This is a genomic window from Pseudomonas sp. FSL W5-0299 (genome assembly GCF_005930655.1).
GTDB classification, from domain to species: Bacteria; Pseudomonadota; Gammaproteobacteria; order Pseudomonadales; family Pseudomonadaceae; genus Aquipseudomonas; species Aquipseudomonas mandelii.
The window spans coordinates 102,933-127,642 of the sequence record NZ_RXHX01000017.1; the positions used below are offsets into that span (position 1 = coordinate 102,933).

Here is a 24,710-nt window from a genome sequence, read left to right on the forward strand (position 1 = left end):
CTGCCGCTACCGGACAAACGCCTGCAAATCGCTGGCCAGTTTGTCGATCGCCACTTTGAAGTCTTTGGCGGTGATTTCCTGGCTGGCATTGGACAGCGTGCTGCCGAAGACTTTGCGCACGACTTTGGCCACGGTCTGGTTGGTGCTGGCGTCTTTAAACTCGGCCTCGATGAACAACGTGGAGTCCTGATCTCGATGCCCGCTGGCAGCGGAAACACCACCGACAACGGCCGCGACAGGCACCACTTCATACCATCTCATGCCTTCGTTTTCGGCATTCACCCCGGTGATCGCCGCGCGCATGATCAGTTTTTTTGAACCGCCCGGCGCTGATTGTTCGCTCGATACCACGCGGTATTTCTGCCCCAACACACCTTTGACCTTGCTGGTCATGTAGTTCTGCAGTTCATCCAGGGTTTGCCGATTGACCCGCTCGGTCGGCTTGGGCGCCGGATAGAGCTCCAGTTTGTTGAAGACCACGGTGTCGTAGGCGTTTGGATTCCAGGACGGGCTCACCCAGCGCATCGCGGTTTCGCCGCTGGTGGTGGTGACTTGCTGCAAGTTGTTGTAGTCGGTAAGGAAGCCCGAGTACTGGTCTTTTTCGGTGACTTTCGAGGTGCAGCCCCCGAGTAGCAGACTGGTCAATGCGACGCCGATGAATAATTTCCGGGACAGGTTCATTGTGGTGTGTGCTCCATGGGGGTTGTCTTTTTTTTTTCGATTGCAGGCATCAAAAACGCCAGGTCATGTTTCCGGTCACCGCTTGAATCCAGGCATTGTCGAATTGACCGGAAGTTCGAGTGCCCGACGTGGACTTGGTCTGGTCCACCGGCATGTCGCCAAGCCAGACCATGGCCCAGCTGACGTTAATGTCGGTGACCTTGTTCAGAGCATAGGTGGCCCCAGCCGCAACGCGCCAGGATTCGTCCATGGGCACGGTAAATGTGCGGTTGCCGTCGGAAACGGCGCTGCTGTCGTAAGCCACGCCGAAATTCCACAACAGCTGCGGGGTGGCCTGGTACTGCGCGCCCAGGGCCAGTTGCCAGGTGTCTTTGAAATGGGCGTCGACGGTGGTCGATTGTGAACCGACTGCGGTGGTGTCGACTTGCACCGCGATATCGCCGAACTCGGACCAGTCCTGCCAGTTGACGGAGGCGAGCAAGGCCCATCGCGGGTCGAGTTGCTGGAACAGGCTCAGGGTCGCGGTTTGCGGCACGGTCATGTCGAGTTGGGTATTGGTGTTGTTGACGCGCTCCAGCAAACGGCCGTCGCCTTTCACATCCAGCCGATCTTCGAAGTCCAGATCGACCTTGCTGGTGTAGGCCAGGCCAATACGGGTGCCGGGTTGCGGGGCGTAGATCACTCCCACATTCGCCCCAAAACCCCAATCGTTGTCTTTGTACTTGAATTGGCCGTCGCTGCGGTCGGTGAAGCCAAAGGGTGAACGATCGATCGCGGTTTGCGCTTGCAGCATGCCGTACATGGCTTTCACACCGACGCCCACCGACCATTGATCATCGAAGCGATACGCCACGCTGGGCACAAACGACAAACCGGCGAGGCTGACGTTCTGCGCAAAATAGCGCCCGGACCAGTCGTTGTCGTAGTTGGCCGCCAACCCGAAGTCGCCGTAATTGCCGAATCCGACGCTCCAGTGGTCATCGAATTGATGGCTGATGAAAAAGCTGCCGCCGGGAATCGGGTCGAAGGCATTGCCACTGCCGCTGCCCGTGCCGTTGGTGTTTGAGTCGCGATCAAAGCTCAGGTCGCCGTAGAGCAGCTGCAATCCGCCGGTAATCTGCGTACCTGGCAGATAGCTCATGCCCGCCGGGTTGCTGGCGATGGTGGAAGGGCCTTGTGCACGGGCGGCGGCACCGGCGTTGGCAAGCCCCACGTTATCGGTGCCGATTTCATAGAGCATGATGCCGCCGGCCTGGGCCTGCTGGCAGCACAGCGCAAACAGGGTGAAGGCGGGTAGGACGGCTGTTTTTAATTGCATGGATCACCTCAGCGGATGTCCGTCATGAACGCGGGTGGCTGGCAGCCGCCACCCGTGCATTCGCCTGTCTACTTGGCCATGGCTGCCCGGGCCGCTTCGATCCTGGCTTTGACCGCTTCCAGGTTGAAGCTCGCGCCTTTTTGCATGGGTGGGAACTCAACCGCCGTTTCAGCCAGTTTGACCACCTGCTGCTGTACAAACACAAAGCGCCAGAACTGGAACTTGAACCACTCGAAGTACTCCAGTGAGCCACTGGCTGCCATGTTTTCCGGCCACCCGGCGCGTTCGAACGGGTCGAGCCGCAGGTTGGTCAGGACCGGCATGTCCAGCGTGACCTTAGCCCCCAGCCAGCCACCGGGCTGATCGATGAAGCGGTACTTGAAGTCATCGATACGGATCGCACCCAGCGTACTTTCGCCGAAGTAGAAAACTTCATGCCGGTTCGACGGACCTTTACCGGTGATCATCGGTGTCTGGTCATAGCCATCGAGGTGGACCTTGTACGTTCTGTCGCCCAGTTGCTTGCCCTTGAGCAGCTCGGTGGCGATGTTCGGGTTGCCGGCGGCGGCAACGAGGGTCGGGAACCAGTCCAGGCCGGACATGATGCCATTGGCCACGGTGTTGGCCGGTACGTTGCCAGGCCAGCGAACGATCGCCGGAACCCTGAAGCCACCTTCCATCACGGTGCCTTTGCCCATGGCAAACGGTGTAGTGCCGCCATCCGGCCAGGTGAAGTTTTCCGCGCCGTTGTCGGTGGTGAAAATCACGATGGTGTTGTCATCCATGCCGTCTTTTTTCAGCTTGGCCATGACGTCGCCGACGATGTCATCGAGCTGCGCCATGCCGGCTTCCTGCTCCGACCAGCCATTCTGCGCATTGCGCATCGCTTCGTACTTGTCGGACAGGTGCGTGACGATGTGCATGCGGGTCGGGTTCAGCCACAGGAAGAACGGTTTGTTATCGGTCTTGGCCTTGTCGATGAAGGTGAAAGCCTTGTCGCGGATTTCGTCGTCGACGGTTTTCATCCGCTCGGGATAGAGCGTACCGGCGTCTTCGATTTTCTGTTTGCCGACCTTGCCCCAGCGCGGCATCACCGTCGTATCGTCGGTGGTGGTCGCCCAGCTGTGGACCATGTTGCGCGGGCCAACGGTGGCCAGAAGTTCTTGCGGATAATTGGGGTGTGCCGGGTCTTCCATGGCGTCGAGGTGATAGAGGTAACCGAAGAACTCGTCGAACCCGTGCGCGGTGGGCAGAAATTCGTTCAAGTCGCCCAGATGGTTTTTGCCAAACTGGCCAGTGGAGTAACCCATGGCCTTGAGCGCGGTGGCAATGGTGACCGCTTCAGCGGGAATACCGACAGGTGAGCCGGCCTGGCCGACCGTGGTCATGCCGGTACGGATCGGCAGTTCACCGGTAATGAAATTGGCACGCCCGGCGGTGCAACTGGCTTCGGCGTAGTAGTCGGTAAAGCGCATGCCTTCTGCAGCGAGCTGGTCGAGATTGGGGGTCCGGCCGGCCATCATGCCCTGGTTGTAGACGCCGATATTGGACCAGCCAATATCGTCTCCCATGATGACCACGATGTTGGGGGCGGGTTTGTCGGCCGCTTGGGTGATGCCGGGTAGAACCATTGCAGACAACAACATTGAAACAGCAAACAACCGGGTTAATTGTGTCTGGTTCATGAGCAGCTCCTGCGTACTGGTAAGTACCGAAGTCAGGCCCCCCGACCTTTTTTAAATGGGGTATCCCCCGAAAGAGCGTAGGTATGAACTGGGAAATATCCAGTAGTAATTGACAGTGATGGGCAGCTGTCTCATGAGCTTTACAGCGTTGTCGGCGATGGCCGGATTCAACTGATCTTTTCGCACCAATCCCTGCCCGTCGACCCCATCACCAGCGAAACATTGGCAGCGGTTTGAGCGGGGAGCGCAGGAATTGCCGTGCGGTTTGCCGGAGCAGCATCCCGTGAAAACCATGATTGGGCAGTACCGACTTCACCGTTTTGATGTAGGCCCGCGGCAGGCCGAACGTCAGCAGGCCGAGCGACACGTCAATGATATCGGCGCGTCGGAAGGGCTCGACGCTGAGCGCATGGTCGGCAGCATAGGACCGCACTTTGTGGTGTTCCAGGATCAGTGCCGTCACTTCGCCGCTCAAGTGCGACAGTTGCCGATTGGCGAGGTAGTCGGTGGCCAGGCGCACCGAGGGTTCCAGGTAATCAATGGTTTGATCGGTCCAGATGCCCAGGTCGTGAAACGCCCCGGCGATCTGCACGGCTTCGGAGGGCAGGCCTTCAATGCCGCTGATCGCGCGGTAGAAGTTCAGCACTCGGTAAATGTGATTGCGATAACCCAACAAATCGGCACCGATCGCCAGGGCGTAGGACGTCAGTATTTCGTCGGTCACGGGGAATTCGAGAAGGGGGTTCATCGGTACGGATCTCACGCGTCGCGCAACAGGTCATTGGCGTTGAGGATCTCGAAGGCGATCTCCGGGCGTTTCTCCAGGCTGCGGCGAATCGCGGCGGGGATCGACTGGCGGGTCTTGCGGCACAAGCCCGGCAACTCGCCGAGGGTGATGCCGATGCCGCGCATGGTACGCACTTCGTTGAAGCTGGGAACGATGTCCACGCGGATGCCCAGTTGTGCGTACATGCGGTTTTGCAAGCGTTCGAGGTCAGCCAGGCTTTGCAGGTTTTCCAGACGATCGAGCAGACGCTTTTCTTCCTGTCGGGTCAGAAACAGGATGCGCACGTCCGCGCCCGGTGTTTCCAGCAACGGGTCTCGCCCGCAGATGCAGGCGCCGGGCGGGCAGGGTGAGCGGATCGGAGCAGAGGTCGTCATGGGCCTTAATCATAGAGCGCCCCAGACGAATCGTCAGTCGGAAATATCGGTCACCGGGATGATCTGTTCGCCGTCGGGCTGAGTGCCGGTCACGGTTTTCCTTTCCCGACGATCATTGATCCAGTTGTCCACCTGGGCGCCGAACTCGGCCGGGGCTTTACGTCCGACCCTGCGGGCAAGGTCGAGAATGGTCTGCTGGGCGAGGGCGTCTTCCATGCGTTGCTGCGCGGTCATCATGACGGCGTGAACCGAGCAATGACCTTCCACTGCCCACGTCGGCGGGGAGCCTTCAAACAACGCGCAACGCCCACGGATATCACGGCAATCGAAGATGAGCTTCTGGCCATCAATGGCGTTAACGATGTCCAGCACGCTGATTTCGTCCGCCGGCCGCGCCAGTTTGAACCCGCCGCGCACGCCCTCGGTCGCGACCACCAGTTTGGCCTTGGCCAGTTTGGTGAAAATTTTCGCCAGGTAGTCCAGCGGCACGCCTTGCAGCTCAGCGAGGTCGCGCACGCTCGCCTCACGGCTGTCGCCGTAATCGCCTACCAGAAAAAGCAGGCAGTGAATGCCGTACTCAACGCCCGCGCTGTAGAGAGACATGGTTATCTCCGACTGAATGAGTCGCCAATATTACCAGCCGATTGTCAGGGGTGCAACGAAGCATCGGTATGCCTAGATCGCCTGTCTGCCCTGCGCTGCATATGGATAGAAGCTTGTGTCTGGATTGTCGAGGTATCTGAATGTGTGATGATAACCATCGATAGAAGGTCGTTGCGTCTTGTAACTCGGATCACTATAGTCGCCGTTGTCAGCTCGGCGACGAGTTCAGTCTTTGGTCTTCTTCGGAGTTAAAACAATGAAACAGCACATTCTGGTCATCGGCGCAGGTTTCGGTGGCATGTGGACGGCATTGAGCGCCACGCGCCTGTTGGACATCCATGATCACAACCACGTAGACGTCACGGTACTGGCGCCTCAGGCCGAGCTGCGGGTGCGTCCACGCTTCTACGAGCCGAATGCTCATCAACTGGCAGCACCTCTTGGCGACCTGTTCGATGCCGTCGGTGTGAAGTTCATCAAGGGCGCAGCGCAATCCATCGACGTGCAGCAAAAACAAGTCGGCTACACCGATGCATCGGGTGCCGAACAGGTGTGCAGCTACGACAAACTCGTTCTGGCCACCGGCAGCGGTCTCGCGTTACCCAACACTCCGGGCGTGGCCCAACACGCCTTTGACGTGGACCAGATTGAACAGGCGATACGCCTGGAAAACCATCTGAAATCCCTGGCCAACCTGCCGCAAAGCACAGCTCGAAACACCGTGGTTGTGGCCGGTGGCGGCTTTACCGGGATTGAAACGGCGACTGAAATGCCGGCGCGTCTGCGGGCCATCCTCGGCGAGGACGCTGACATTGAAGTGATCATTGTCGATCGCGGTGAAAAAGTCGGGGCGTCCATGGGCAGCGAAATCAGCCAGTCGATCGCCGAAGCCAGCACTGAGCTGGGCGTGAAATGGCGCTTGAAGTCGTCGGTCGTTGCTGTCGATGAAAACGGTGTGACCCTGGCCGATGGCCAACGCATCGACGCCAAGACTGTGGTCTGGACCACTGGGGTGCGGGCAAGCTCGCTGACCGAGCAGATCCCGGCCGAACGCGACCACCTCGGTCGCCTGCACGTTGACGCCCACCTGAAAGTCATCGGTCAGGACGACATCTTTGCCACCGGTGATGTGGCTTATGCCGCCGCGGATGACATCGGCAACTACGCCATGATGACCTGCCAGCACGCGATCTCGCTAGGGCGTCATGCCGGCAACAACGTCGCTGCGCAAATCCTGGGCGTGGCGCCGAAGGTGTACAGCCAGCCCAAGTACGTTACCTGTCTGGATCTGGGTGCGTGGGGCGCGGTGTACACCGAGGGTTGGGATCGCCAGGTCAAACTGGTCAAGGAGGAAGGCAAATCGCTGAAGACCCAGATCAATACGGTGTGGATCTATCCGCCGGCCGCTGATCGCGCAACTGCGCTGGCGGCTGCGGACCCGATGATTCCGGTTGTGGCCTGATAAGCACCTGTCTCGATAAGGCTGCCTGTATGAAAAATCCCGCTCAAGTCACCTTGGGCGGGATTTTTTTATTCAGATGCGGAAGGCTTGCCGGCCTACCAGCAACCATTTGCCAGCCTTCTTTTGCCAGATCTGGAAGTTTTCGATTTCAGTCGGGACCACCTCGGTGCCCTTGATCGCCTGTGCCGAAAAATGATGACGAACCAGCGCTACATCACCCGAGACGGTGATGGTCTGGTTCTGCATTTCCAGGGTTTTGAAAGCGCTCTTGCCCGTTTCGATATCGGCGATGAAGTCTTTCTTGTCCTGGACCTTGCCGCTCGAGTGGCCGTAGGTCAGGTTCTCAGCAGTAAGCGCTTTCAGTTCGGGGATGTTCTTGTTGAGCATGGCTTGCGTCAGATGGTCCACCGCCTGCGCCACATCCTTCTCGCCCGGAGCAGGGGCTGCTATCACGTAGCCACTGAAGAGGCACAGAAAACCAATCAGCACTTTCACTTTTTTCATGGGTAGTTCCTTGTTGTTATGAATGACTCATCGGTCATCGTACAACCTGGCGGAAATTTAATGAATAGTGGCAAAACGACGTGGCAAGACTTCTACGGGCTGATAGAAGTCTTGCCGGTTAAAGGGAGGGGGTTTGGATTGCAGCTTCAGGCCAGCATCGATAGCAGGGCACCTTGACGGTCCAGTTTGGCCAGGTCGTCGAAGCCTCCGACATGGGTGTCACCGATGAATATCTGCGGCACGCTGCGACGACCGCTGCGGGTGAGCATTTCCTGGAATTTTCCGGGGTCCGATTGAACATTGATCTCCCGGCTGGCGATGCCTTTGCTGGCCAGCAGCGCCTTGGCATTGCGGCAATAAGGGCAGGTGTCGGTGGTGTAAAGCGTCACAGTGCTCATGGGGTGTACTCCTCGGGTCAGACATCCGCCTCAAGCATCGATGGCAGGGAAGTCGATGTCGGTCAGGGCCAGGTTGTTGAGGTAATTGGTCAGCGTCTGCGAGGCAATGTGGGCGACCACCTCGATGATCTTGGCATCGGTGATGCCGGCTGCACGCGCCGCTTCAATCTGCTCGTTACTCAGGTGGCCGCGACTTTCGGTAATTTGCCGGGCCAGCGTGGCAAATGCGTTGAGTTGGCCGTGTCGAGCACTGACGATGTCTTGCGCGGACAGCCCGGCCTTGCCGGCAAACACGGTGTGCGCCGCCAGGCAGTAGTCGCAACCGTTGACCTGCGAAGTGGCCAGGAAGATGGCTTCTTTTTCAGGGGCGCTCAGGGATGTTTTGCCCAGGGCCACCGACTGTTGCAGATAGGCCGACAGGACGGCGGGGGCATGGGCCAGCGTCTTGAAGACGTTGGGCAAGAAGCCGATTTTTTTCTGCACGCCTTCCAGCAGCGGGCGAGTGGTGTCGGTGGCGTGTTCAAGGTTCAGGGGGGCGATGCGGCTCATGTTGAGACTCCGTCGATTCAAGCGCGGTATGCGCTGGGTACGGGGTCCATGCTATGGATCTGCGCTGGCGTTGAGGGTGCAAATCGTCGAGGATATGCGACAGATCGTCCAGATATGTTCCCCGGGGAGTCGTTCCATGGATCGCTTGTCCACCTTGCTCACGCATTTCGGTGTCAGTGCCGGCACTTTCCACAGTGGCGATTTTTGCGGCGTCACGTCCTTCGATGGCGAACAGGCCACCGGGCACCTGCATTTGCTTCAGGCTGGCGAACTGACGCTCAAACTGGCTGATGAGCGAGTCCTGCAGCTCAATGAACCGACGCTGATTTTTTTTCCGCGACCTTATCGTCACCGCTTGTTCGCCAGCGAAGCGTCAGGCACTCAATTGGTGTGCGCCTCTCTGGAGTTCGACGGTGGGGCGGGCAACGCCCTGGCGGCCGCGCTGCCTGAATACCTGGTGCTCAAACTCGACAGCATCCCGACCCTGGCTGGCACGCTGGACTGGCTGTTCAGCGAGGCGTTTGGCGGCATTTGTGGTCGCGAAGCGATGATGGATCGGCTGTTCGAACTGCTGGTGATTCAGTTGTTGCGGCACATCCTGACCAGCCGTGACCAGACGCCCGGGATGATGGCCGGTCTCGCCGACCCACGCCTGGCGCGCCCCTTGAGCCTGATGCACGACGCGCCCGGCAAGGCCTGGACCGTGGCCGAACTGTCGGCGGCGGCCAATATGTCCCGGGCCAGTTTCGCCGACTACTTTCGCTCGGTGGTGGGGCAGACGCCGGTTGACTATCTGGTGAGCTGGCGGATCAGCCTGGCGCAGAAACGTTTGCGTGAGGGCAAGTCCATCGCGCTGATCGCCGATGAAGTCGGCTACGAAAGCCCCTCGGCGCTGGCCCGGGCGTTTCGTCGTAAAACCGGTGCCAGCCCGCGCGAGTGGTTGCAAGACGCCAAACGCCCGCGGTGACCACCCTCGTCGATCAAGCACATTCCCTGTAGGAGCGAGCCTGCTCGCGAAGAGGTCGGCACATCCAACATCGATAGCGCCTGACCCACCGCTTTCGCGAGCAGGCTCGCTCCCACAGGTTGGGTGGGCGTGAGATAGACTCATCTACGGGCACCGAACCGTGGGAGTGACACCTGTGGCGCAATTCAAATGGACTCACTGATCACCGCCGCAGCGCACGCACTCGCGGCGGGCGATCCCCTCGGTGCGCTGAACCGGGTTGCCTTGCGCGACGATGCCCCTGCGCTGGCGCTTCGCGGCATCGCCATGGCGCAATTGGGCGATCTGGTCCGGGCCAAGGCGTTGGTGCGCAGCGCCGCACGTGCCTTCGGTCCGAAAGCGCCTGTGGCCCGGGCGCGGTGCGTGGTCGCCGAGGCCGAAATCGCCCTGGCTTCACGGGATCTCGGCTGGCCGGTGAAGGCGCTCGAAGCGGCGCGAGTGACCTTGCAGGCGCATGGCGATGGCGCGAATGCGGCCCATGCGCGGTATTTGCAGGTTCGGCGTTTGTTGTTGATCGGGCGTCTGGATGAGGTCGACCGTTTGCTCGCCGAGCTCGACCCCGCACCGCTGCCGCCGGCATTGCGCGTCGTTCATGAATTAGTGGTGGCCGGGATCGCCGTGCGGCGACTCGAAACAAGAAGGGCGCGGTCTGCGCTCGAAAGGGCCGAACGTGCGGCCTCAGACGCCGGTATTCCCGCGCTCACCGCCGAGGTTGAACACGCCGCTCAAGTCCTCGACACGCCCGCTGCGCGACTGATTGCCCGGGGTGAAGAACGCCCCCTGCGGCTGGATGAGGTGGAAGCATTGCTGAGTTCACCGTCTCTGGTCGTCGACGCGTGCCGATACGGCGTGCGCGGCGCGGGGATGTCGGTGTCCCTGGCCAAACGACCGGTGTTGTTCACCCTCGTGCGGGCGTTGGCCGAAGCCTGGCCCGAGGATGTGGCGCGGGAAACACTGATCACCCAGGCCTTTCGCCAGAAGCTCACCGATGAATCCCATCGCGCCAGACTGCGCGTCGAAATCGGTCGGCTTCGCAAAGCGCTGAAACCCCTGGCCGGTATCAGTGCGACGAAACGCGGGTTTGCGCTGCAACCAGAGAGTGCTGATGACGTTGTGGTGCTGGCGTGGCCCGTCGAAGAGCCGCAGGCGGCGCTGCTGGCCTTCCTGGCCGACGGCGAATCGTGGTCGAGTTCGGCGCTGGCCCTGGCGCTGAAGGCCAGTCAACGCACGGTGCAACGGGCCCTCGATTCGCTGGCAACCGCCGGCAAAGTGCAATCGTTTGGTCGCGGGCGCGCCCGGCGCTGGATGACGCCGCCGCTGTCTGGATTCGCGACGACTTTGTTACTCACAGCTTGGGTGCCGGGTGACTAGGATCCATCTCACCACCCAATGAAGAGGATGCAACCATGAAGCAATCATCTGCCGAGATCATTCACGAATACGGACCTTTTCCGGGCGTCGACGCCGTGCATGGCGTTTCTTTTGACGGCGAGCACGTCTGGTTCGCCTCCGGAGAAAAACTCAACGCCCTCGACCCTGTAAGCGGTAAGACGCCTCGTTCCATCGATGTCGCCGCGCATGCCGGAACAGCCTTTGACGGCCGGCACCTGTACCAGATCGCCGAGGATCGCATCCAGAAGATAGATCCTTCGAATGGTCGTGTACTCGGCACCATTCCGGCGCCCGGCGGTGGGGGCGACTCAGGGCTCGCCTGGGCTGAAGGCACGCTTTGGGTGGGCCAGTATCGCGAACGCAAGATCCATCAAATCGACCCCGACACCGGCAAGATTCTTCGCACGATCGAGTCCAACCGTTTCGTCACCGGGGTGACCTGGGTGGAAGGCGCGCTCTGGCACGGCACTTGGGAAGGTGAGGAAGGTGAATTGCGGCGAGTAGACCCGAACACCGGCGAGGTGCTGGAAAGCCTCACGCTACCAACCGGCGTCGGCGTGTCGGGGCTTGAGTCCGACGGTGCGGACCGATTTTTTTGCGGCGGAGGCAATAGTGGCAAGGTGAGGACCGTTCGTCGGCCCGCCTGATCCTAAAACGTGAATTGACGCGAAGACCGAGGCGCGCTCTGGGCCAATTCGATCTCCAGCAGGTGTTCAACCAACACGTCATTGAGGAACCGGAATTGATCGTTGAGCCCGACCACTTCATTGTTGAAGTGGTTCGCGGCTGCCGGTATCAGCAATGCCTCGAAGTTTTTGTCGAACACCAGTGACAGCTCTTTGCGAGAGACGAATGGCTGCGAATAGAAGTTGTTGCCGAACACCGGGAAGCTTACGCAAAGGGTAATGGCGTGGATCATGATCTGCGCTCCTTGGCGAGGACGATGTAGGAAAAGACAGTCAGCGTAACGGCCGTCAGGGCCAGGCAGGTCAGCAGATGGATCAACATGATTTTCCCCTCCGGTGTGGGCTTTTGCCTTGGGATGGGTTGATCCTGCGCCTGGCGGTTTTTTAGCGGAAGGCAATCGTCGCGATGGTGAGTATCGACACCGTTGATGGTGATCTTCAGGGCCCCATCGCGAGCAGGCGCGCTCCCACAGGGATTGGCGTCGTTCGTAAGCCTGTGTTTCACCACAGACCACTGTGGGAGCGAGCCTGCTCGCGATGAGGCCCTGGAAAACACCACCAGCTCCAAGCGAACAAACCCCGCCACCTATACTCAAATAAACAGTCCTTTGAACACCGGACATACCGTCCGGGGAACACTGTAGGAACCGCGATCTTGAACCTGCGTTCGCTGATCGTCCCCGTGATGGTGGTGTTGGCGGGATGCGCCACGCCTGTGCGTGCCCCGGTGGTGGCGCCGGTCGTGGTGGTGTCGCAAAGCACCTGGCGGCAGGTGGACCAGGAGATTGTCGCCGCGTCGCAGTCCGCGACCGAGCAGACCAAAATCTATGCCCGGGGTGCCATGGATTACTGGCGCACGCGGGTCTACCAACTGACCGAAGAGAACTTCATTCCCTGGTTCAGCAGTTACTGGACCCAGGAATGGCTATCGGTGAAGGTCAGCTGGTACAGCCTCAGTGCCAAGGGTGAGCAGGATGCCTCGGCCAAGCGCCTGGCGGCCTACCTGCTGGAGCAATACCAGAAACGCGTGCTGGCGCCGGTCGCGGTAGAGATCGATCCCGACGCGATTCTTGGCTTGGCGACGGCCTTCTACGTGGACATTCTTCAGGAGGAACTGCAGCGAATCTCCCAGCGCCACGGCGTGCCGATGGGCCAGCTCAACGGCCGCATCCAGAAAATCCCCGCGATAGCACTCGGGCCACCGCCCGCGCGTGATGCGTCGCTGTATCAGGTCGTGCACACCCAACCGCTGAATTCGTTGCCGGCCTACGCGGCGTTGATCGAGAAAATCCACAAGGCGGGGGGCGACAAAGGCGTTGATTCGACCGACACCGCCATGGCGCCGGTGGCCAAGCGCGCCAGTCAACGGATGGAGGCCGAAATGGCCCCGCGAGGCGCGGCCAGTGCGGTGGCCGCAGCAGCCGGGAAACTGGCCGGCGCCCTGATTTCGGTGGGGGTAGCTGGCATTCGGGCGATTATTCAGGCCAATGACCGGCCGGACAGCGAAGCGCTGATTCGCGCCAGCCTGGGCAATACGTTCGACAAGGCCTGGATGAAACTGGTGCAGAACCCGACCTCCGGCGTCATGGCGGGGACGCTGTACATGGCGGCGCAGATCGAGGGCAACCTGGCGGAGAGCGCTGACGTACCGTCGGTCAGTTCGGGCGGCGGCGCTGTCGATTGGAGCCCGACAGAATCGACTACCCAGCAGACCGTTCCATAACCGAAGGAGAAACGCCATGTCCTACGTTGATGGCTTCCTCGCTGCCGTGCCCACCGCCAACCGCGAAAAATTCAAGAAACACGCCGAAACCGCCGCCGTTATTTTCAAGGAATGTGGCGCGCTCAGCGTCGCTGAATGCTGGGGCGACGACGTGCCGGACGGCAAAGTAACCTCGTTTCCCATGGCGGTGAAACTCAAGGAGGACGAAACCGTGGTGTTCAGCTGGATCATCTGGCCGGACAAGGCCACCCGTAACGCGGGCATGGACAAAATGATGAACGATCCGCGGATGCAGCCGGACGTCAATCCGATGCCCTTCGATGGCCAGCGCCTGGTCTTTGGTGGTTTTGAAATGATCGTGAAGGCCTGATCCCGTCGAAAGGATCACTCCGGCGACGGGGTGATCCTGCAGCTTTTGCGGTTGCGGATCTCGCTGTCCGTCGGCCGCTCCCTGACGAATTCGAAGCGCGGCTCACCTTCGCTATAGTGAACCAGCCAGCCCCATTCCAGCTCGGACTCATCCTGCCCCGGTTTCGGTGGCATTGCCCACCATGGCTCTTTGCTGATGATCTGTCGCATGGCCCCCTCCCGTTGATTCGGTTGGTTCAACTATAACGTGCATGTCAGGAGCTGCCAGGCATGACTGACGAATCCCGTGAACCGTTCAAGCGGCTGTTTTTCGCACTCAATTGCCCGCCGCAGCAGCGCAAGGCCATTGCTCAATGGCGCAGCGCCCTTGAGCTGCGCAGCGGGCGTCCGGTGCCGGCGGAAAACTTTCACCTGACATTGTTGTTTTTGGGGGCTGTCGGCGTGGCGCAGATTGGCGAGATCTGTACGGCGGCCGGGAAGGTCCACATACCGGGTATACCGCTGAGGTTGGCGCTGGATCGAATGGAGGTCTGGCGCAGGGCAGGGGTGTTGGTCCTGGCGCCGGAGCAGGCACCGCCGGAGTTGTTGCGTCTGGTGTATGCGCTGGAACAGGCGATGTTGCCGTTTGGCGTTGAAGAGACGCCGAAGGCGTTTCGGCCGCACCTGACGTTGATGCGTGATTATCGAATGCCGGTGCCTGAGTCCGCGACGCCGCCCGAATTTTTCCTGCGGGCTGATCGCTTTGTCTTGTTTGAATCCCATAAGGGGCGGTATCGGGCGCTGGCGGAATGGCCGCTGGCCCTTGCATAAAAAAAGGCGCCCGAGGAGGGCGCCTAAGTTCACCTTAACCGAGGAAGCCAGGTGAGGCCGTTCGTCAGAGAGGATGCAGCGGTGGTAAGGCGCTGCGTGAACGGAAACTTTGACAGTGATCGTTCCCACGCGTGGGAACGATCATTGAGCGACTATTTCCCGAGTTTCACCCGCGTCCAGCCCCGAGTCATCACGCGCTGAACGCCGATCGGCATATCCGGAATCGCATACAGCGTCGCCATGACCGCTTGCGGCGGATACGACCCCGGATCATCCCGGATGGCCTCGTCCACCAACGGTGTGGCCGCCGCATTGGCATTGCTGTAGCCGATGTTGTTGGTGATCTCGGCGATGATGTCCGGGCGCATCAGGAAGTTCATGAACAGGTAGGCGTTCTCCACGTTCGCCGCGTCCTTGGGGATCGCGACCATGTCGTAGAAGCTGCCGGCCCCTTCTTTCGGAATGCTGTAATCGATCTTCACTTTGTCGCCCGCTTCCTGGGCGCGCGCCTTGGCTTGCAGCACGTCCCCGGAGTAACCGACCGCGACGCAGATGTTGCCGTTGGCCAGGTCGGAGATGTATTTCGACGAATGGAAATAGGCCACCGACGGCCGAATTTTCATGAACAGCGCTTCGGCTTCGGCGATCTGAGCCTTGTCCTGGGAGTTCACCGGATAACCCAGGTAGTGCAGGGCCGCCGGGAGCATCTCGGTAGGCGAGTCGAGGAAGCTGATGCCGCACGCTTTCAGTTTTTCCGCGTTTTCCGGTTTGAACAGCAAGTCCCAGGAGTTGGTCGGTGCATTGGCGCCGAGCACTTCCTTGACCTTGGCCGGGTTGAAGCCAATGCCGATCGAACCCCACATGTACGGGAAAGCGTGGCCGTTATCCGGGTCACTGGCGGACGCGTTTTTCAGTAGCACCGGGTTGAGGTTTTTCCAGTTCGACAGCTTCGACTTGTCGAGTTCCTGATAGACCCCGGCCTTGATCTGCTTGGCCAGGAAACTGTTGGACGGCACCACGATGTCGTAGCCGGACTTACCGGCGAGCAGACGGGCTTCAAGGGTTTCATTGCTGTCGAACACATCGTAGGTCACGCGGATGCCGGTCTCGTCTTCGAACTTCCTGACGGTGTCCGGGGCGATGTAATCCGACCAGTTGTAGACGCGCAGAACCTTGTCATTGGCCTGGGCAACGGTGGCAATCGCGCCCACTAAGGACAGTGTCAGCAGAGTCCTGCCAAACATTTTCATCGGTACAACTCCATTCTTTTTATTCAGTGACACAAAGCAAAAATGCGGTAAACACAAAACCTGTGGGGCAATACACAACCTGTGGCGAGGGAGCTTGCTCCCGCTGGGCTGCGAAGCGGCCCCAAGAATTCTGGCAACCCTGCCAATCTTGTGAGTGCTGCGCACTCAAGCGCGAGCAAGCTCCCTCGCCACAGTTAACTCAACAACCTAAACCGCCGCTTCCACCATTCGCTTTTCAGGTTGCTGCCACGATTCGCTCGCGGTCTGCTCCATCGCTTCCTGGATCGCACGTTTGCGGGTGGCTTCGGCACGGCGGCTGAAGTACCAGACCATGAAGGTCACGATCGATACGGCCAACAGAATCAAACTCGCCACGGCGTTGATCTCAGGCTTCACTCCCAGACGCACCGCCGAGAACACTTCCATCGGCAAGGTCGTCGAACCCGGCCCCGAGACGAAACTCGCCAACACCAAGTCATCCAGCGACAGGGCAAACGACATCATGCCGCCGGCCGCCAGTGACGGCGCGATCATCGGAATGGTGATCAGGAAAAACACCTTGAACGGCTTCGCCCCAAGGTCCATCGCCGCTTCTTCGATGGACAAATCCAGCTCACGCAAACGCGCCGAGACCACCACCGCGACGTACGCCGCACAGAACGTGGTGTGGGCGATCCAGATGGTGACGATGCCACGCTCCATCGGCCAGCCGATCAACTGCGCCATCGCCACGAACAGCAGCAACAGCGACAGGCCGGTGATGACTTCCGGCATCACCAGCGGCGCGGTCACCAAACCGCCAAACAAGGTGCGACCCTTGAAGCGCGTCACGCGAGTCAGCACGAATGCCGCCAACGTCCCCAGCGCTACCGCCGCAATCGCCGTGTAGCAGGCGATTTCCAGCGAGCGCACCACCGAGCCCATCAGTTGCGTGTTGTCGAGCAGACCGGCGTACCACTTGAACGACCAGCCGCCCCAGACCGTCACCAGTTTGGAAGCGTTGAACGAGTAGATCACCAGAATCAGCATCGGCAAGTAGATAAACGACAGGCCGAAAATCAGCATGAACTTTGAAAATCCGAAGCGTTTCATCCCCGTGCCTCCATCTCTTTGGCCTGGCTGCGGTTGAACAGCAGAATCGGCACAATCAGGATCAACAGCATCACCACCGCCAGGGCAGACGCCACCGGCCAGTCGCGGTTATTGAAGAACTCTTGCCACAGCACGCGACCGATCATCAGCGTCTCAGGGCCGCCCAGCAGCTCCGGAATCACGAACTCACCGACCACCGGAATGAACACCAGCATGCAACCGGCAATGATCCCGTTCTTGGCCAGCGGCACGGTGATTTTCCAGAAGTTGTTGAAGTTGCTCGAACCCAGATCCGACGCCGCTTCCAGCAAGCTTTGATCGTGCTTGACCAGGTTGGCGTACAGCGGCAGCACCATGAACGGCAAGTAGGCGTAAACCACACCGATATACACGGCCGTGTTGGTGTTGAGGATCTCGATCGGGTGATCGGTCAGCCCGGTCCACATCAAAAAACCGTTGAGCAAACCGTTGTTGCTCAGGATGCCCATCCACGCATACACGCGGATCAGGATCGCGGTCCAGGTCGGCATCATGATCAGCAGCAGCAAAACGTTTTGCGTTTCCTTGTTGGCCTTGGTGATCGCGTAGGCCATCGGAAAACCGATCACCAGACACATCAATGTGCTGAAAAACGCGACCTTCAACGAGCCGAAGTAGGCCGAGATGTACAGCTCATCCTGAGTCAGCAGCGAGTAGTTGCCGAGGTTCAGCAGCAGCTGGAATTTCTGCTCGGCGAAGGTGTAGATCTCGGAGTAAGGAGGAATGGCCAGGGCCGCTTCCGAGAAGCTGATCTTCATCACCAGGAAGAACGGCAACAGGAAAAACAGGCACAGCCACAGGAAAGGAATCCCGATGACGAGCTTTCGACCACTCGGCATCAGCCGCATGAACCGCTGATTGAGTGTTTTCATGAGCGCAGTACCACGCCGCTGTCGTCTTCCCACCACACGTAGACTTTGTCGTCCCAGGTCGGTCGCGCGCCACGGCGTTCGGCGTTGGCCATGAACGATTGCACGACTTTGCCGCCAGGCAATTCCACGTAAAACACCGAGTGACCGCCGAGGTAGGCGATGTCATGCACCTTGCCTTCGGACCAGTTGTAGCGAGTGTCCGGCTTGAGGGTACTGACCAACATTTTTTCCGGGCGGATCGCGTAGGTGATCGACTTGTCCTGCACCGAGGTGCTGACGCCGTGACCGACGTAAATCTTCTGTTCCAGGTCCGGGCTATGAATGATCGCGTGACCTTCAAGGTCTTCCACCACCGTGCCTTCGAAGGCGTTCACGTTGCCGATGAACTCGCAGACCATGCGGCTGACCGGTGCTTCATAAATGTCGACCGGACTGCCGATCTGCGCGATCCAGCCCAGGTGCATGATCGCGATGCGCTCAGCCATGGTCATGGCCTCTTCCTGGTCATGAGTCACCATCACGCAGGTCACGCCGACCCGTTCGATGATTTCTACCAGCTCCAGTTGCATCTGCGAACGCAGCTTCTTGTCCAGGGCGCCCATCGGTTCGTCGAGCAGCAACAGCTTCGGACGCTTGGCCAGGGAGCGGGCGAGGGCCACGCGCTGACGCTGACCGCCGGACAATTGATGGGGTTTGCGTTTGGCGTACTGGGTCATGTGCACCAGGCGCAGCATCTCTTCAACGCGGGCGTCGATTTCGCTGGCGGGCAAACGGTCCTGCTTGAGGCCGAAGGCAATGTTCTGCGCCACTGTCATGTGTGGGAACAAGGCGTATGACTGGAACATCATGTTGATCGGCCGTTCATACGGCGGCATGTCGGTGATGTCGACACCGTCGAGCAGAATCCGTCCCTCGGTCGGGCGCTCGAAGCCCGCGAGCATGCGCAGCAGGGTCGATTTGCCGGAGCCGGAACCACCGAGCAGGGCGAAGATTTCGCCTTGATGGATCTCAAGCGAGACATCATCCACCGCGGTGGTTTCGTCGAATTTCTTGGTGACGCGGTCGACTTTCACCAGCACCTTTTTCGGTGCCTGGTGACCCTCAAGAGCCTTCCTGTAGATGCTGGAGGCGTTTGCCATGTGAAACTCCCAACAGGTTTCAGTCGTCGGGCCAACGCGGCCTGACTTAAGAGTGGATTGCTAGCCCGGACAGGTTCAGTCGGAGCACGAACCCTGTAGGAGCGAGGCTTGCCCGCGAAGTCGGTGTATCAGGTAACGATGATGTCGACTGACACTCCGCCTTCGCGGGCAAGCCTCGCTCCTACAAGAGGTTGCGCTCGCCTGATCCGCATCGATCGGGCTTGTTCGGCGCCGCCGTCCTGGCTGCCTGGTAGTACTTGTTGTTATCGCAGTGTGTTGTTGTCGCAAGTCACGGACGCGCAAAGACACGCCCGCCTGACTCGCGGGGGCAGTAAAGGGTTGTTTTAAGTCAGCGGGTTTTACGCAACGCGGCCCGTCGCCGGCACGCATCACCGAACGCCTGGAAAATGCTCAAGTAGGGCGGGTTCGACAGGACCTGCCATTCCGGGTGCCATTGCACACCGACGGCAAACGCCTGGCTGTGTTCCACCGAAATGGCTTCGATCAAACCGTCCGGCGCCACCGCTTCGGCGCGCAGGCCTGGCGCCAATCGATCAATACCCTGACTGTGAATCGAATTGACCCTGAACTCGGCGGGCAACTCCATCGCTTCGAACACGCCACCCGGTTGCACCGTCACGGTATGCGCCGGGGCGTATTGCACCGCCAGCTCGGGACTGTCCGCTTCCCGGTGATCGAGCATGCCGGGCAGTTCATGCACCTTCTGGTGCAGGCTGCCGCCGAACGCCACGTTCATTTCCTGAAAGCCGCGGCAGATGCCGAGCACCGGCACGCCCGCCGCAATGGCTGCACGTAATAAAGGAAGGGTGGTGGCGTCCCGCGCCGGATCGTGATCCGTGCCGGGGGCACTGTCCGGGCCTTGATAGTGGAAGGGTTCCACATTCGAGGGCGAGCCGGTCAGCAACAGACCGTCGAGCTGCGCGAGCAGGTCGTCGATATCGGTCAATTCGCCTAGGGAAGGAATAACGACGGGCAGCCCCAAAGCCGCAACGCTGACAGCACGCAAGTACTTGTCGCCGCTGATGTGGTAGGGGTGCAGGCCAATCTGTTTGACGCACGCTGTAACGCCGATCAATGGCTTGAATGCCATTTTTATCACCTCGAAGTTTCACACTTGAACGAGCTTTTCCGGAGCTTAGCCTTGTTGATTTTAATTAACAACTCTCATGTAAAAAATTCTAAACGCCGATCGTCCGATCCTCAGGGTTTACGCGGTGCTCAAGACCGTTACGGCACTCTCGTCCCCCAAAAAGGCCCGAAAATAAAGGTGGAGAGGCCAAGTGTTCGCTATTGACTTCACTTTGCCGTTCGGGTTGACTGGGCTCGCAACAAGGTAGTGAACATAATAATTAACAGCTAATAGGTGCATCATGTCGGTCCCTCTGCGTACCGTTCAACTCAACGAAGCAAACGCATTCCTTAAGAAATATCCTGAGGTTTTGTACGTCGACCTTCTGATTGCGGATATGAACGGTGTGGTGCGCGGCAAGCGCATCGAACGCACCAGTCTTCATAAGGTTTACGAAAAAGGCATAAACCTGCCGGCGTCTCTGTTTGCTCTGGACATCAATGGTTCTACGGTGGAAAGCACCGGCCTGGGTCTGGACATCGGCGACTCGGATCGAATCTGCTATCCCATCCCTGGCACTCTGAGCATCGAGCCGTGGCAGAAGCGTCCAACCGCGCAGTTGCTGATGACCATGCACGAACTGGAAGGCGAGGCGTTCTTCGCTGACCCGCGTGAAGTGCTGGCCAATGTGGTGCGCAAGTTCGACGACATGGGCTTGACCATCTGCGCGGCGTTCGAACTTGAGTTCTACCTGATCGACCAGGACAACGTGAACGGTCGCCCGCAATCGCCACGTTCGCCGGTCTCGGGCAAGCGTCCGGTGTCGACCCAGGTGTATTTGATCGACGACCTGGATGAATACGTCGACTGCCTGCAAGACATCCTTGAAGGCGCGAAAGAGCAGGGCATTCCTGCCGACGCCATCGTCAAGGAAAGCGCCCCGGCGCAGTTCGAAGTGAACCTGCATCACGTCAACGACCCTATAAAGGCCTGCGACTACGCGGTGTTGCTCAAGCGTCTGGTGAAGAACATCGCCTACGACCACGAGATGGACACCACGTTTATGGCCAAGCCGTATCCGGGCCAGGCGGGCAACGGTTTGCACGTGCACATTTCGATTCTCGACAAAGAAGGCAACAACATCTTTGCCAGCGAGGATCCCGAGCAGAACGCCGCGCTGCGACACGCGATCGGCGGTGTGCTCGAGACCCTGCCGGCGCAGATGGCCTTCCTGTGCCCGAACGTCAACTCATACCGCCGTTTCGGCGCGCAGTTCTACGTACCGAATTCGCCGAGCTGGGGCATCGACAACCGTACCGTTGCCGTGCGTGTGCCGACCGGTTCCGCCGATTCGGTGCGCATCGAACACCGCGTGGCGGGTGCCGATGCCAACCCGTATCTGTTGATGGCGTCGGTGCTGGCCGGTATTCACCACGGCCTGACCAACCAGATCGAGCCGGGCGCCCCGGTGGAAGGCAACAGCTACGAGCAAAACGAGCAGAGCCTGCCGAACAACCTGCGCGATGCATTGCGCGAGCTGGACGACAGCGAAGTCATGGCCCGTTACATCGACCCGCTGTACATCGACGTGTTCGTGGCGTGCAAGGAAAGCGAGTTGGCCGAGTTCGAGAACTCCATCTCCGATCTTGAGTACAACTGGTATCTGCATACCGTTTGATGGGTTGAGCGGTGGGGCAATTACTTTCGATATTGAATGTGAGGGCCTCTTCGCGGGCAAGCCTCGCTCCTACAGGGAGAAGTGCCTGGCGCAGAAGCCGTGCACGCTGCAATACCTGTAGGAGCGAGGCTTGCCCGCGAAGACGGCCGCGCAGTCAGCGATGCAATTCGCCTGATACACCACCTTCCAACGACTTCTTATTCCTCTGCGTCGAGTCACAACCATGACAAACACTCGCAGCGACTGGGAACAACGCTCCCAGTCCCTCACTATCGAAGGCCGCGCATTCATCGACGGCCAATACCGCCCGGCACTCAGCGGCGACACCTTTGAATGCATGAGCCCGGTCGACGGTCGCTTCCTCACCAACGTCGCCAGCACCGACGAAGCCGATGCCAACGAAGCCGTGGCCGTCGCGCGCCGCACCTTCGAATCCGGTATCTGGGCCAACCTCGCCCCGGCCGAGCGCAAGCGCATCCTGATCCGCTTCGCCGATCTGATCCTGGCCAACCAGGAAGAACTCGCCCTGCTCGAAACCCTCGACATGGGCAAGCCGATCAACGACTCGATGAACATCGACATCCCGGCGACCGCCAACGCGATCCGCTGGAGCGCCGAAGCCATCGACAAAATCTACGACGAAGTCGCCGCCACGCCGCATGATCAACTGGGCCTCATCACCCGCGAGCCAGCGGGCGTGGTCGCCGCCATCGTGCCGTGGAACTTCCCGTTGATCATGGCCAGCTGGAAGTTCGCCCCGGCGCTCGCGGCCGGCAACTCGTTCATCCTCAAGCCTTCGGAAAAGTCGCCACTGACCGCCATCCGCATCGCCCAGTTGGCAGTGGACGCTGGCATCCCCAAAGGCGTGTTCAACGTCCTGCCGGGTTACGGTCATACCGTCGGCAAGGCGCTGGCGTTGCACATGGACGTCGACGTGCTGGCCTTCACCGGCTCGACCGCGATTGCCAAGCAACTGCTGATCTATTCCGGGCAAAGCAACATGAAACGCGTCTGGCTCGAAGCAGGGGGGAAGAGCCCGAACGTGGTGTTCGCCGACGCGCCGGATTTGCGCGCGGCAGCACAAGCGGCGGCCGGTGCGATTGCCTTCAACCAGGGCGAAGTCTGCACCGCCGGCTCGCGCTTGCTGGTGGAACGTTCGATTCGCGAGCAGTTCATTCCGCTGCTGGTGGAAGCGCTGCAAGCCTGGAAACCGGGGCACGCACTCGATCCGGAAACCACCGTCGGTGCGGTCGTCGATCAGCGTCAACTGGACAACGTGTTGCGCTACATCCAGGTCGGCAAAGACCAGGGCGCGCAACTGATCGCAGGCGGCAGTCGCACCCTCGAAGCCACCGGTGGCCTGTACGTGGAACCGGCGATTTTCGACGGCGTGACCAACGCCATGACCATCGCCCGGGAAGAAATCTTCGGCCCGGTGCTGTCGCTGATCACCTTCGACACCGCTGAAGAAGCCCTGGCGATCGCCAACGACAGCATCTTCGGCCTGGCCGCCGGCGTGTGGACCAGCAACCTCAGCAAGGCCCACACCTTCGCCCGTGGCTTGCGCGCCGGCAGTGTCTGGGTCAACCAGTACGACGGCGGCGACATGACCGCGCCGTTCGGCGGGTACAAGCAGTCGGGTAACGGTCGGGACAAATCGCTGCACGCGTTCGACAAATACACCGAACTCAAAGCGACCTGGATCAAGCTCTAATACTACTACAACGGCGGCCGCCGGCTTGTGTCGGCGACCATCGGAGAAACCTATGAAACAGACTCATGTAAATAGCTACTACGCCGCAACCCGCAACTTCACCGGCGACTTCCCCGTCCTGGAACAAGCCGTGGACTGCGACGTCTGCATCATTGGCGCCGGCTACACCGGTCTGTCCTCGGCCCTGTTCCTCTGCGAAGCGGGCTACAGCGTGACCGTGCTCGAAGCCGCCAAGGTCGGTTTTGGCGCCAGCGGCCGCAATGGCGGCCAACTGGTCAACTCCTACAGCCGCGACGTCGATGTCATCGAAGAACGCTACGGCGACAAAACCGCCGAAGTCCTCGGCAGCATGATCTTCGAAGGCGCCGACATCATTCGTCAGCGCATACAGCACTACGACATCCAGTGCGACTACAAGCCGGGCGGCATCTTCGCTGCGCTGAACAAAAAGCAGCTCAAAGGCCTGGCCGAGCAGAAAAGCAGCTGGGAACGTTACGGCAACAAAAACCTGACCATGCTCGACGCGACGGACATCAAGCGCGAAGTCGGTTGCGACAACTACGTCGGCGGCTTGCTCGACATGCAGGGCGGTCACATCCACCCGCTGAACCTGGCCCTCGGCGAAGCCTCGGCCATCATCGGCCTGGGCGGCAAAATCTACGAGCAATCGGCAGCGGTGGAAATCACCTACGGCGAACCGATCACCGTGCGCACCGCCAAAGGCGTCGTACGCGCCAAGTACCTGCTGATCGCCGGTAACGCCTACCTGCCGCAAGACCTCGACAACCGCGTCACGCGCAAAAGCATGCCATGCGGTTCGCAAATCGTCGTCACTGAACCGTTGTCGGAAAAGGTTGCGCGCAGCCTGATCAAAAACAACTACTGCGTCGAAGACTGCAATTACTTGCTGGACTACTACCGCCTCACCGCCGACAACCGCCTGCTGTACGGTGGCGGCGTGGTCTACGGTGCCCGCGAACCGGACGACATCGAGCAACTGATCAAGCCGAAAATCCTCAAGACCTTCCCACAGCTGAAGGACGTGAAGATCGACTACCGCTGGACCGGCAACTTCCTGCTGACCATGTCACGCATGCCGCAATTCGGCCGCATCGAGAAAAACGCCTACTACATGCAAGGCTACAGCGGCCATGGCGTCACCTGCTCGCACCTGGCCGGCAAACTGATCTCGGAAATGATCCGCGGCGACGCCGAACGTTTCGACGCGTTCGCCTCGCTCCCGCACATGCCGATGCTCGGCGGCCGCACCTTCCAGGCGCCACTCACTGCCATGGGCGCCGCGTATTACGCGTTGCGCGATCGGTTCGGGATCTAAGCCCAACGCAATCCCTGTAGGAGCCAAGCTTGCTGGCGAAGACGGCGGCACAGTCAACATCGACGTCGCCAGACACCCCGCCATCGCGAGCAGGCTCACTCCTACAGGAGATCTGTGGCGTGCACAGAATGTGTGTACGCCCGGCCCAAACTG

Annotated in this window: 26 protein-coding genes; 10 read left to right on the forward strand and 16 right to left on the reverse strand. The window is 59.9% G+C overall.

Going from position 1 to position 24,710, the window contains the following annotated elements; genetic code table 11:
- Nucleotides 1-6: 6 nt before the first annotated feature.
- From FHL16_RS20225 to FHL16_RS20250, 6 genes are all read right to left on the reverse strand, one after another.
- Nucleotides 7-681: a DUF3313 domain-containing protein gene (locus FHL16_RS20225; RefSeq protein ID WP_010455479.1), complete on the reverse strand. Its 675-nt coding sequence runs from the start codon at nt 679-681 to the stop codon at nt 7-9.
- Nucleotides 682-730: 49 nt separating this feature from the next.
- On the reverse strand, nt 731-1,999 hold the full coding sequence (locus FHL16_RS20230) for an OmpP1/FadL family transporter (protein WP_077749105.1): 1,269 nt from the start codon (nt 1,997-1,999) through the stop codon (nt 731-733).
- Between the two features lie 68 nt (nt 2,000-2,067).
- Nucleotides 2,068-3,684: an arylsulfatase gene (locus tag FHL16_RS20235; protein ID WP_077749106.1), complete on the reverse strand. Its 1,617-nt coding sequence runs from the start codon at nt 3,682-3,684 to the stop codon at nt 2,068-2,070.
- A gap of 208 nt (nt 3,685-3,892) precedes the next feature.
- Nucleotides 3,893-4,432, reverse strand: coding sequence for an HD domain-containing protein (locus FHL16_RS20240; RefSeq protein WP_077749107.1), 540 nt, complete (start codon nt 4,430-4,432; stop codon nt 3,893-3,895).
- 11 nt (nt 4,433-4,443) lie between these two features.
- Nucleotides 4,444-4,845 carry a hypothetical protein gene (locus FHL16_RS20245; protein WP_077749108.1) on the reverse strand — a complete coding sequence of 134 codons (402 nt, stop codon included), beginning with the start codon at nt 4,843-4,845 and terminating at the stop codon, nt 4,444-4,446.
- 33 nt (nt 4,846-4,878) lie between these two features.
- Nucleotides 4,879-5,448 carry an RrF2 family transcriptional regulator gene (locus FHL16_RS20250; RefSeq protein ID WP_010455470.1) on the reverse strand — a complete coding sequence of 190 codons (570 nt, stop codon included), beginning with the start codon at nt 5,446-5,448 and terminating at the stop codon, nt 4,879-4,881.
- Between the two features lie 256 nt (nt 5,449-5,704).
- On the opposite strand from FHL16_RS20250, the gene FHL16_RS20255 reads away from it, so the two are divergent.
- On the forward strand, nt 5,705-6,910 hold the full coding sequence (locus FHL16_RS20255; RefSeq protein WP_077749109.1) for an NAD(P)/FAD-dependent oxidoreductase: 1,206 nt from the start codon (nt 5,705-5,707) through the stop codon (nt 6,908-6,910).
- Nucleotides 6,911-6,982: 72 nt separating this feature from the next.
- Here the strand turns inward: FHL16_RS20255 and FHL16_RS20260 are convergent, their stop codons facing one another.
- From FHL16_RS20260 to FHL16_RS20270, 3 genes are all read right to left on the reverse strand, one after another.
- Nucleotides 6,983-7,414, reverse strand: coding sequence for a nuclear transport factor 2 family protein (locus FHL16_RS20260; RefSeq protein WP_077749110.1), 432 nt, complete (start codon nt 7,412-7,414; stop codon nt 6,983-6,985).
- Nucleotides 7,415-7,560: 146 nt separating this feature from the next.
- Complete coding sequence (grxC, locus tag FHL16_RS20265) at nt 7,561-7,812, reverse strand: glutaredoxin 3 (protein WP_077749111.1); 252 nt, start codon at nt 7,810-7,812, stop codon at nt 7,561-7,563.
- Between the two features lie 30 nt (nt 7,813-7,842).
- A complete protein-coding gene (locus FHL16_RS20270) occupies nt 7,843-8,361 on the reverse strand; it encodes a carboxymuconolactone decarboxylase family protein (RefSeq protein ID WP_077749112.1) in 519 nt (172 codons plus the stop codon).
- Nucleotides 8,362-8,497: 136 nt separating this feature from the next.
- Between FHL16_RS20270 and FHL16_RS20275 the strand changes: the two genes are divergently transcribed.
- The 3 genes from FHL16_RS20275 to FHL16_RS20290 all read left to right on the forward strand — a co-directional run bounded on the left by FHL16_RS20275 (nt 8,498) and on the right by FHL16_RS20290 (nt 11,406).
- A complete protein-coding gene (locus tag FHL16_RS20275; protein WP_077749113.1) occupies nt 8,498-9,328 on the forward strand; it encodes an AraC family transcriptional regulator in 831 nt (276 codons plus the stop codon).
- A gap of 189 nt (nt 9,329-9,517) precedes the next feature.
- Complete coding sequence (locus FHL16_RS20285) at nt 9,518-10,738, forward strand: helix-turn-helix domain-containing protein (RefSeq protein ID WP_077749114.1); 1,221 nt, start codon at nt 9,518-9,520, stop codon at nt 10,736-10,738.
- Between the two features lie 35 nt (nt 10,739-10,773).
- Nucleotides 10,774-11,406: a Vgb family protein gene (locus FHL16_RS20290; protein ID WP_077749115.1), complete on the forward strand. Its 633-nt coding sequence runs from the start codon at nt 10,774-10,776 to the stop codon at nt 11,404-11,406.
- A 2-nt stretch (nt 11,407-11,408) separates the two neighbouring features.
- On the opposite strand, the gene FHL16_RS20295 is transcribed toward FHL16_RS20290, so the two are convergent.
- Nucleotides 11,409-11,678 carry a hypothetical protein gene (locus tag FHL16_RS20295; RefSeq protein WP_010455456.1) on the reverse strand — a complete coding sequence of 90 codons (270 nt, stop codon included), beginning with the start codon at nt 11,676-11,678 and terminating at the stop codon, nt 11,409-11,411.
- Between the two features lie 422 nt (nt 11,679-12,100).
- Here FHL16_RS20295 and FHL16_RS20300 point away from each other — a divergent pair, with 422 nt between their 5' ends.
- Nucleotides 12,101-13,168, forward strand: a complete 1,068-nt coding sequence (locus FHL16_RS20300) for a hypothetical protein (protein ID WP_077749117.1) — start codon at nt 12,101-12,103, stop codon at nt 13,166-13,168.
- A gap of 16 nt (nt 13,169-13,184) precedes the next feature.
- Nucleotides 13,185-13,538: a DUF1428 domain-containing protein gene (locus FHL16_RS20305; protein WP_010455450.1), complete on the forward strand. Its 354-nt coding sequence runs from the start codon at nt 13,185-13,187 to the stop codon at nt 13,536-13,538.
- A 14-nt stretch (nt 13,539-13,552) separates the two neighbouring features.
- On the opposite strand, the gene FHL16_RS20310 is transcribed toward FHL16_RS20305, so the two are convergent.
- Nucleotides 13,553-13,747, reverse strand: coding sequence for a hypothetical protein (locus FHL16_RS20310; RefSeq protein ID WP_010455448.1), 195 nt, complete (start codon nt 13,745-13,747; stop codon nt 13,553-13,555).
- Nucleotides 13,748-13,807: 60 nt separating this feature from the next.
- Here FHL16_RS20310 and thpR point away from each other — a divergent pair, with 60 nt between their 5' ends.
- Nucleotides 13,808-14,347: an RNA 2',3'-cyclic phosphodiesterase gene (thpR, locus tag FHL16_RS20315; protein ID WP_077749118.1), complete on the forward strand. Its 540-nt coding sequence runs from the start codon at nt 13,808-13,810 to the stop codon at nt 14,345-14,347.
- 152 nt (nt 14,348-14,499) lie between these two features.
- Here the strand turns inward: thpR and FHL16_RS20320 are convergent, their stop codons facing one another.
- The 5 genes from FHL16_RS20320 to FHL16_RS20340 form a co-directional block, all read right to left on the reverse strand.
- Entirely contained in the window at nt 14,500-15,597 is a 1,098-nt protein-coding gene (locus tag FHL16_RS20320; protein ID WP_077749119.1) for a polyamine ABC transporter substrate-binding protein, read from the reverse strand.
- 207 nt (nt 15,598-15,804) lie between these two features.
- Nucleotides 15,805-16,689 (reverse strand): ABC transporter permease subunit, encoded by an 885-nt coding sequence (locus tag FHL16_RS20325; protein WP_077749120.1) that lies wholly within the window; start codon nt 16,687-16,689, stop codon nt 15,805-15,807.
- A complete protein-coding gene (locus tag FHL16_RS20330) occupies nt 16,686-17,567 on the reverse strand; it encodes an ABC transporter permease subunit (RefSeq protein WP_177346242.1) in 882 nt (293 codons plus the stop codon). Before FHL16_RS20330 ends, FHL16_RS20325 begins: the two co-directional genes overlap by 4 nt.
- 29 nt (nt 17,568-17,596) lie before the next feature.
- Nucleotides 17,597-18,739, reverse strand: a complete 1,143-nt coding sequence (gene potA / locus FHL16_RS20335) for a polyamine ABC transporter ATP-binding protein (RefSeq protein ID WP_077749122.1) — start codon at nt 18,737-18,739, stop codon at nt 17,597-17,599.
- A 349-nt stretch (nt 18,740-19,088) separates the two neighbouring features.
- On the reverse strand, nt 19,089-19,850 hold the full coding sequence (locus tag FHL16_RS20340; RefSeq protein ID WP_077749123.1) for a gamma-glutamyl-gamma-aminobutyrate hydrolase family protein: 762 nt from the start codon (nt 19,848-19,850) through the stop codon (nt 19,089-19,091).
- Nucleotides 19,851-20,130: 280 nt separating this feature from the next.
- On the opposite strand from FHL16_RS20340, the gene FHL16_RS20345 reads away from it, so the two are divergent.
- From FHL16_RS20345 to FHL16_RS20355, 3 genes are all read left to right on the forward strand, one after another.
- Nucleotides 20,131-21,507: a glutamine synthetase family protein gene (locus FHL16_RS20345; RefSeq protein ID WP_010455434.1), complete on the forward strand. Its 1,377-nt coding sequence runs from the start codon at nt 20,131-20,133 to the stop codon at nt 21,505-21,507.
- Between the two features lie 223 nt (nt 21,508-21,730).
- Nucleotides 21,731-23,221: an aldehyde dehydrogenase gene (locus FHL16_RS20350; RefSeq protein ID WP_077749124.1), complete on the forward strand. Its 1,491-nt coding sequence runs from the start codon at nt 21,731-21,733 to the stop codon at nt 23,219-23,221.
- 52 nt (nt 23,222-23,273) lie between these two features.
- A complete protein-coding gene (locus FHL16_RS20355) occupies nt 23,274-24,557 on the forward strand; it encodes an NAD(P)/FAD-dependent oxidoreductase (protein ID WP_010455430.1) in 1,284 nt (427 codons plus the stop codon).
- Nucleotides 24,558-24,710: the final 153 nt, after the last annotated feature.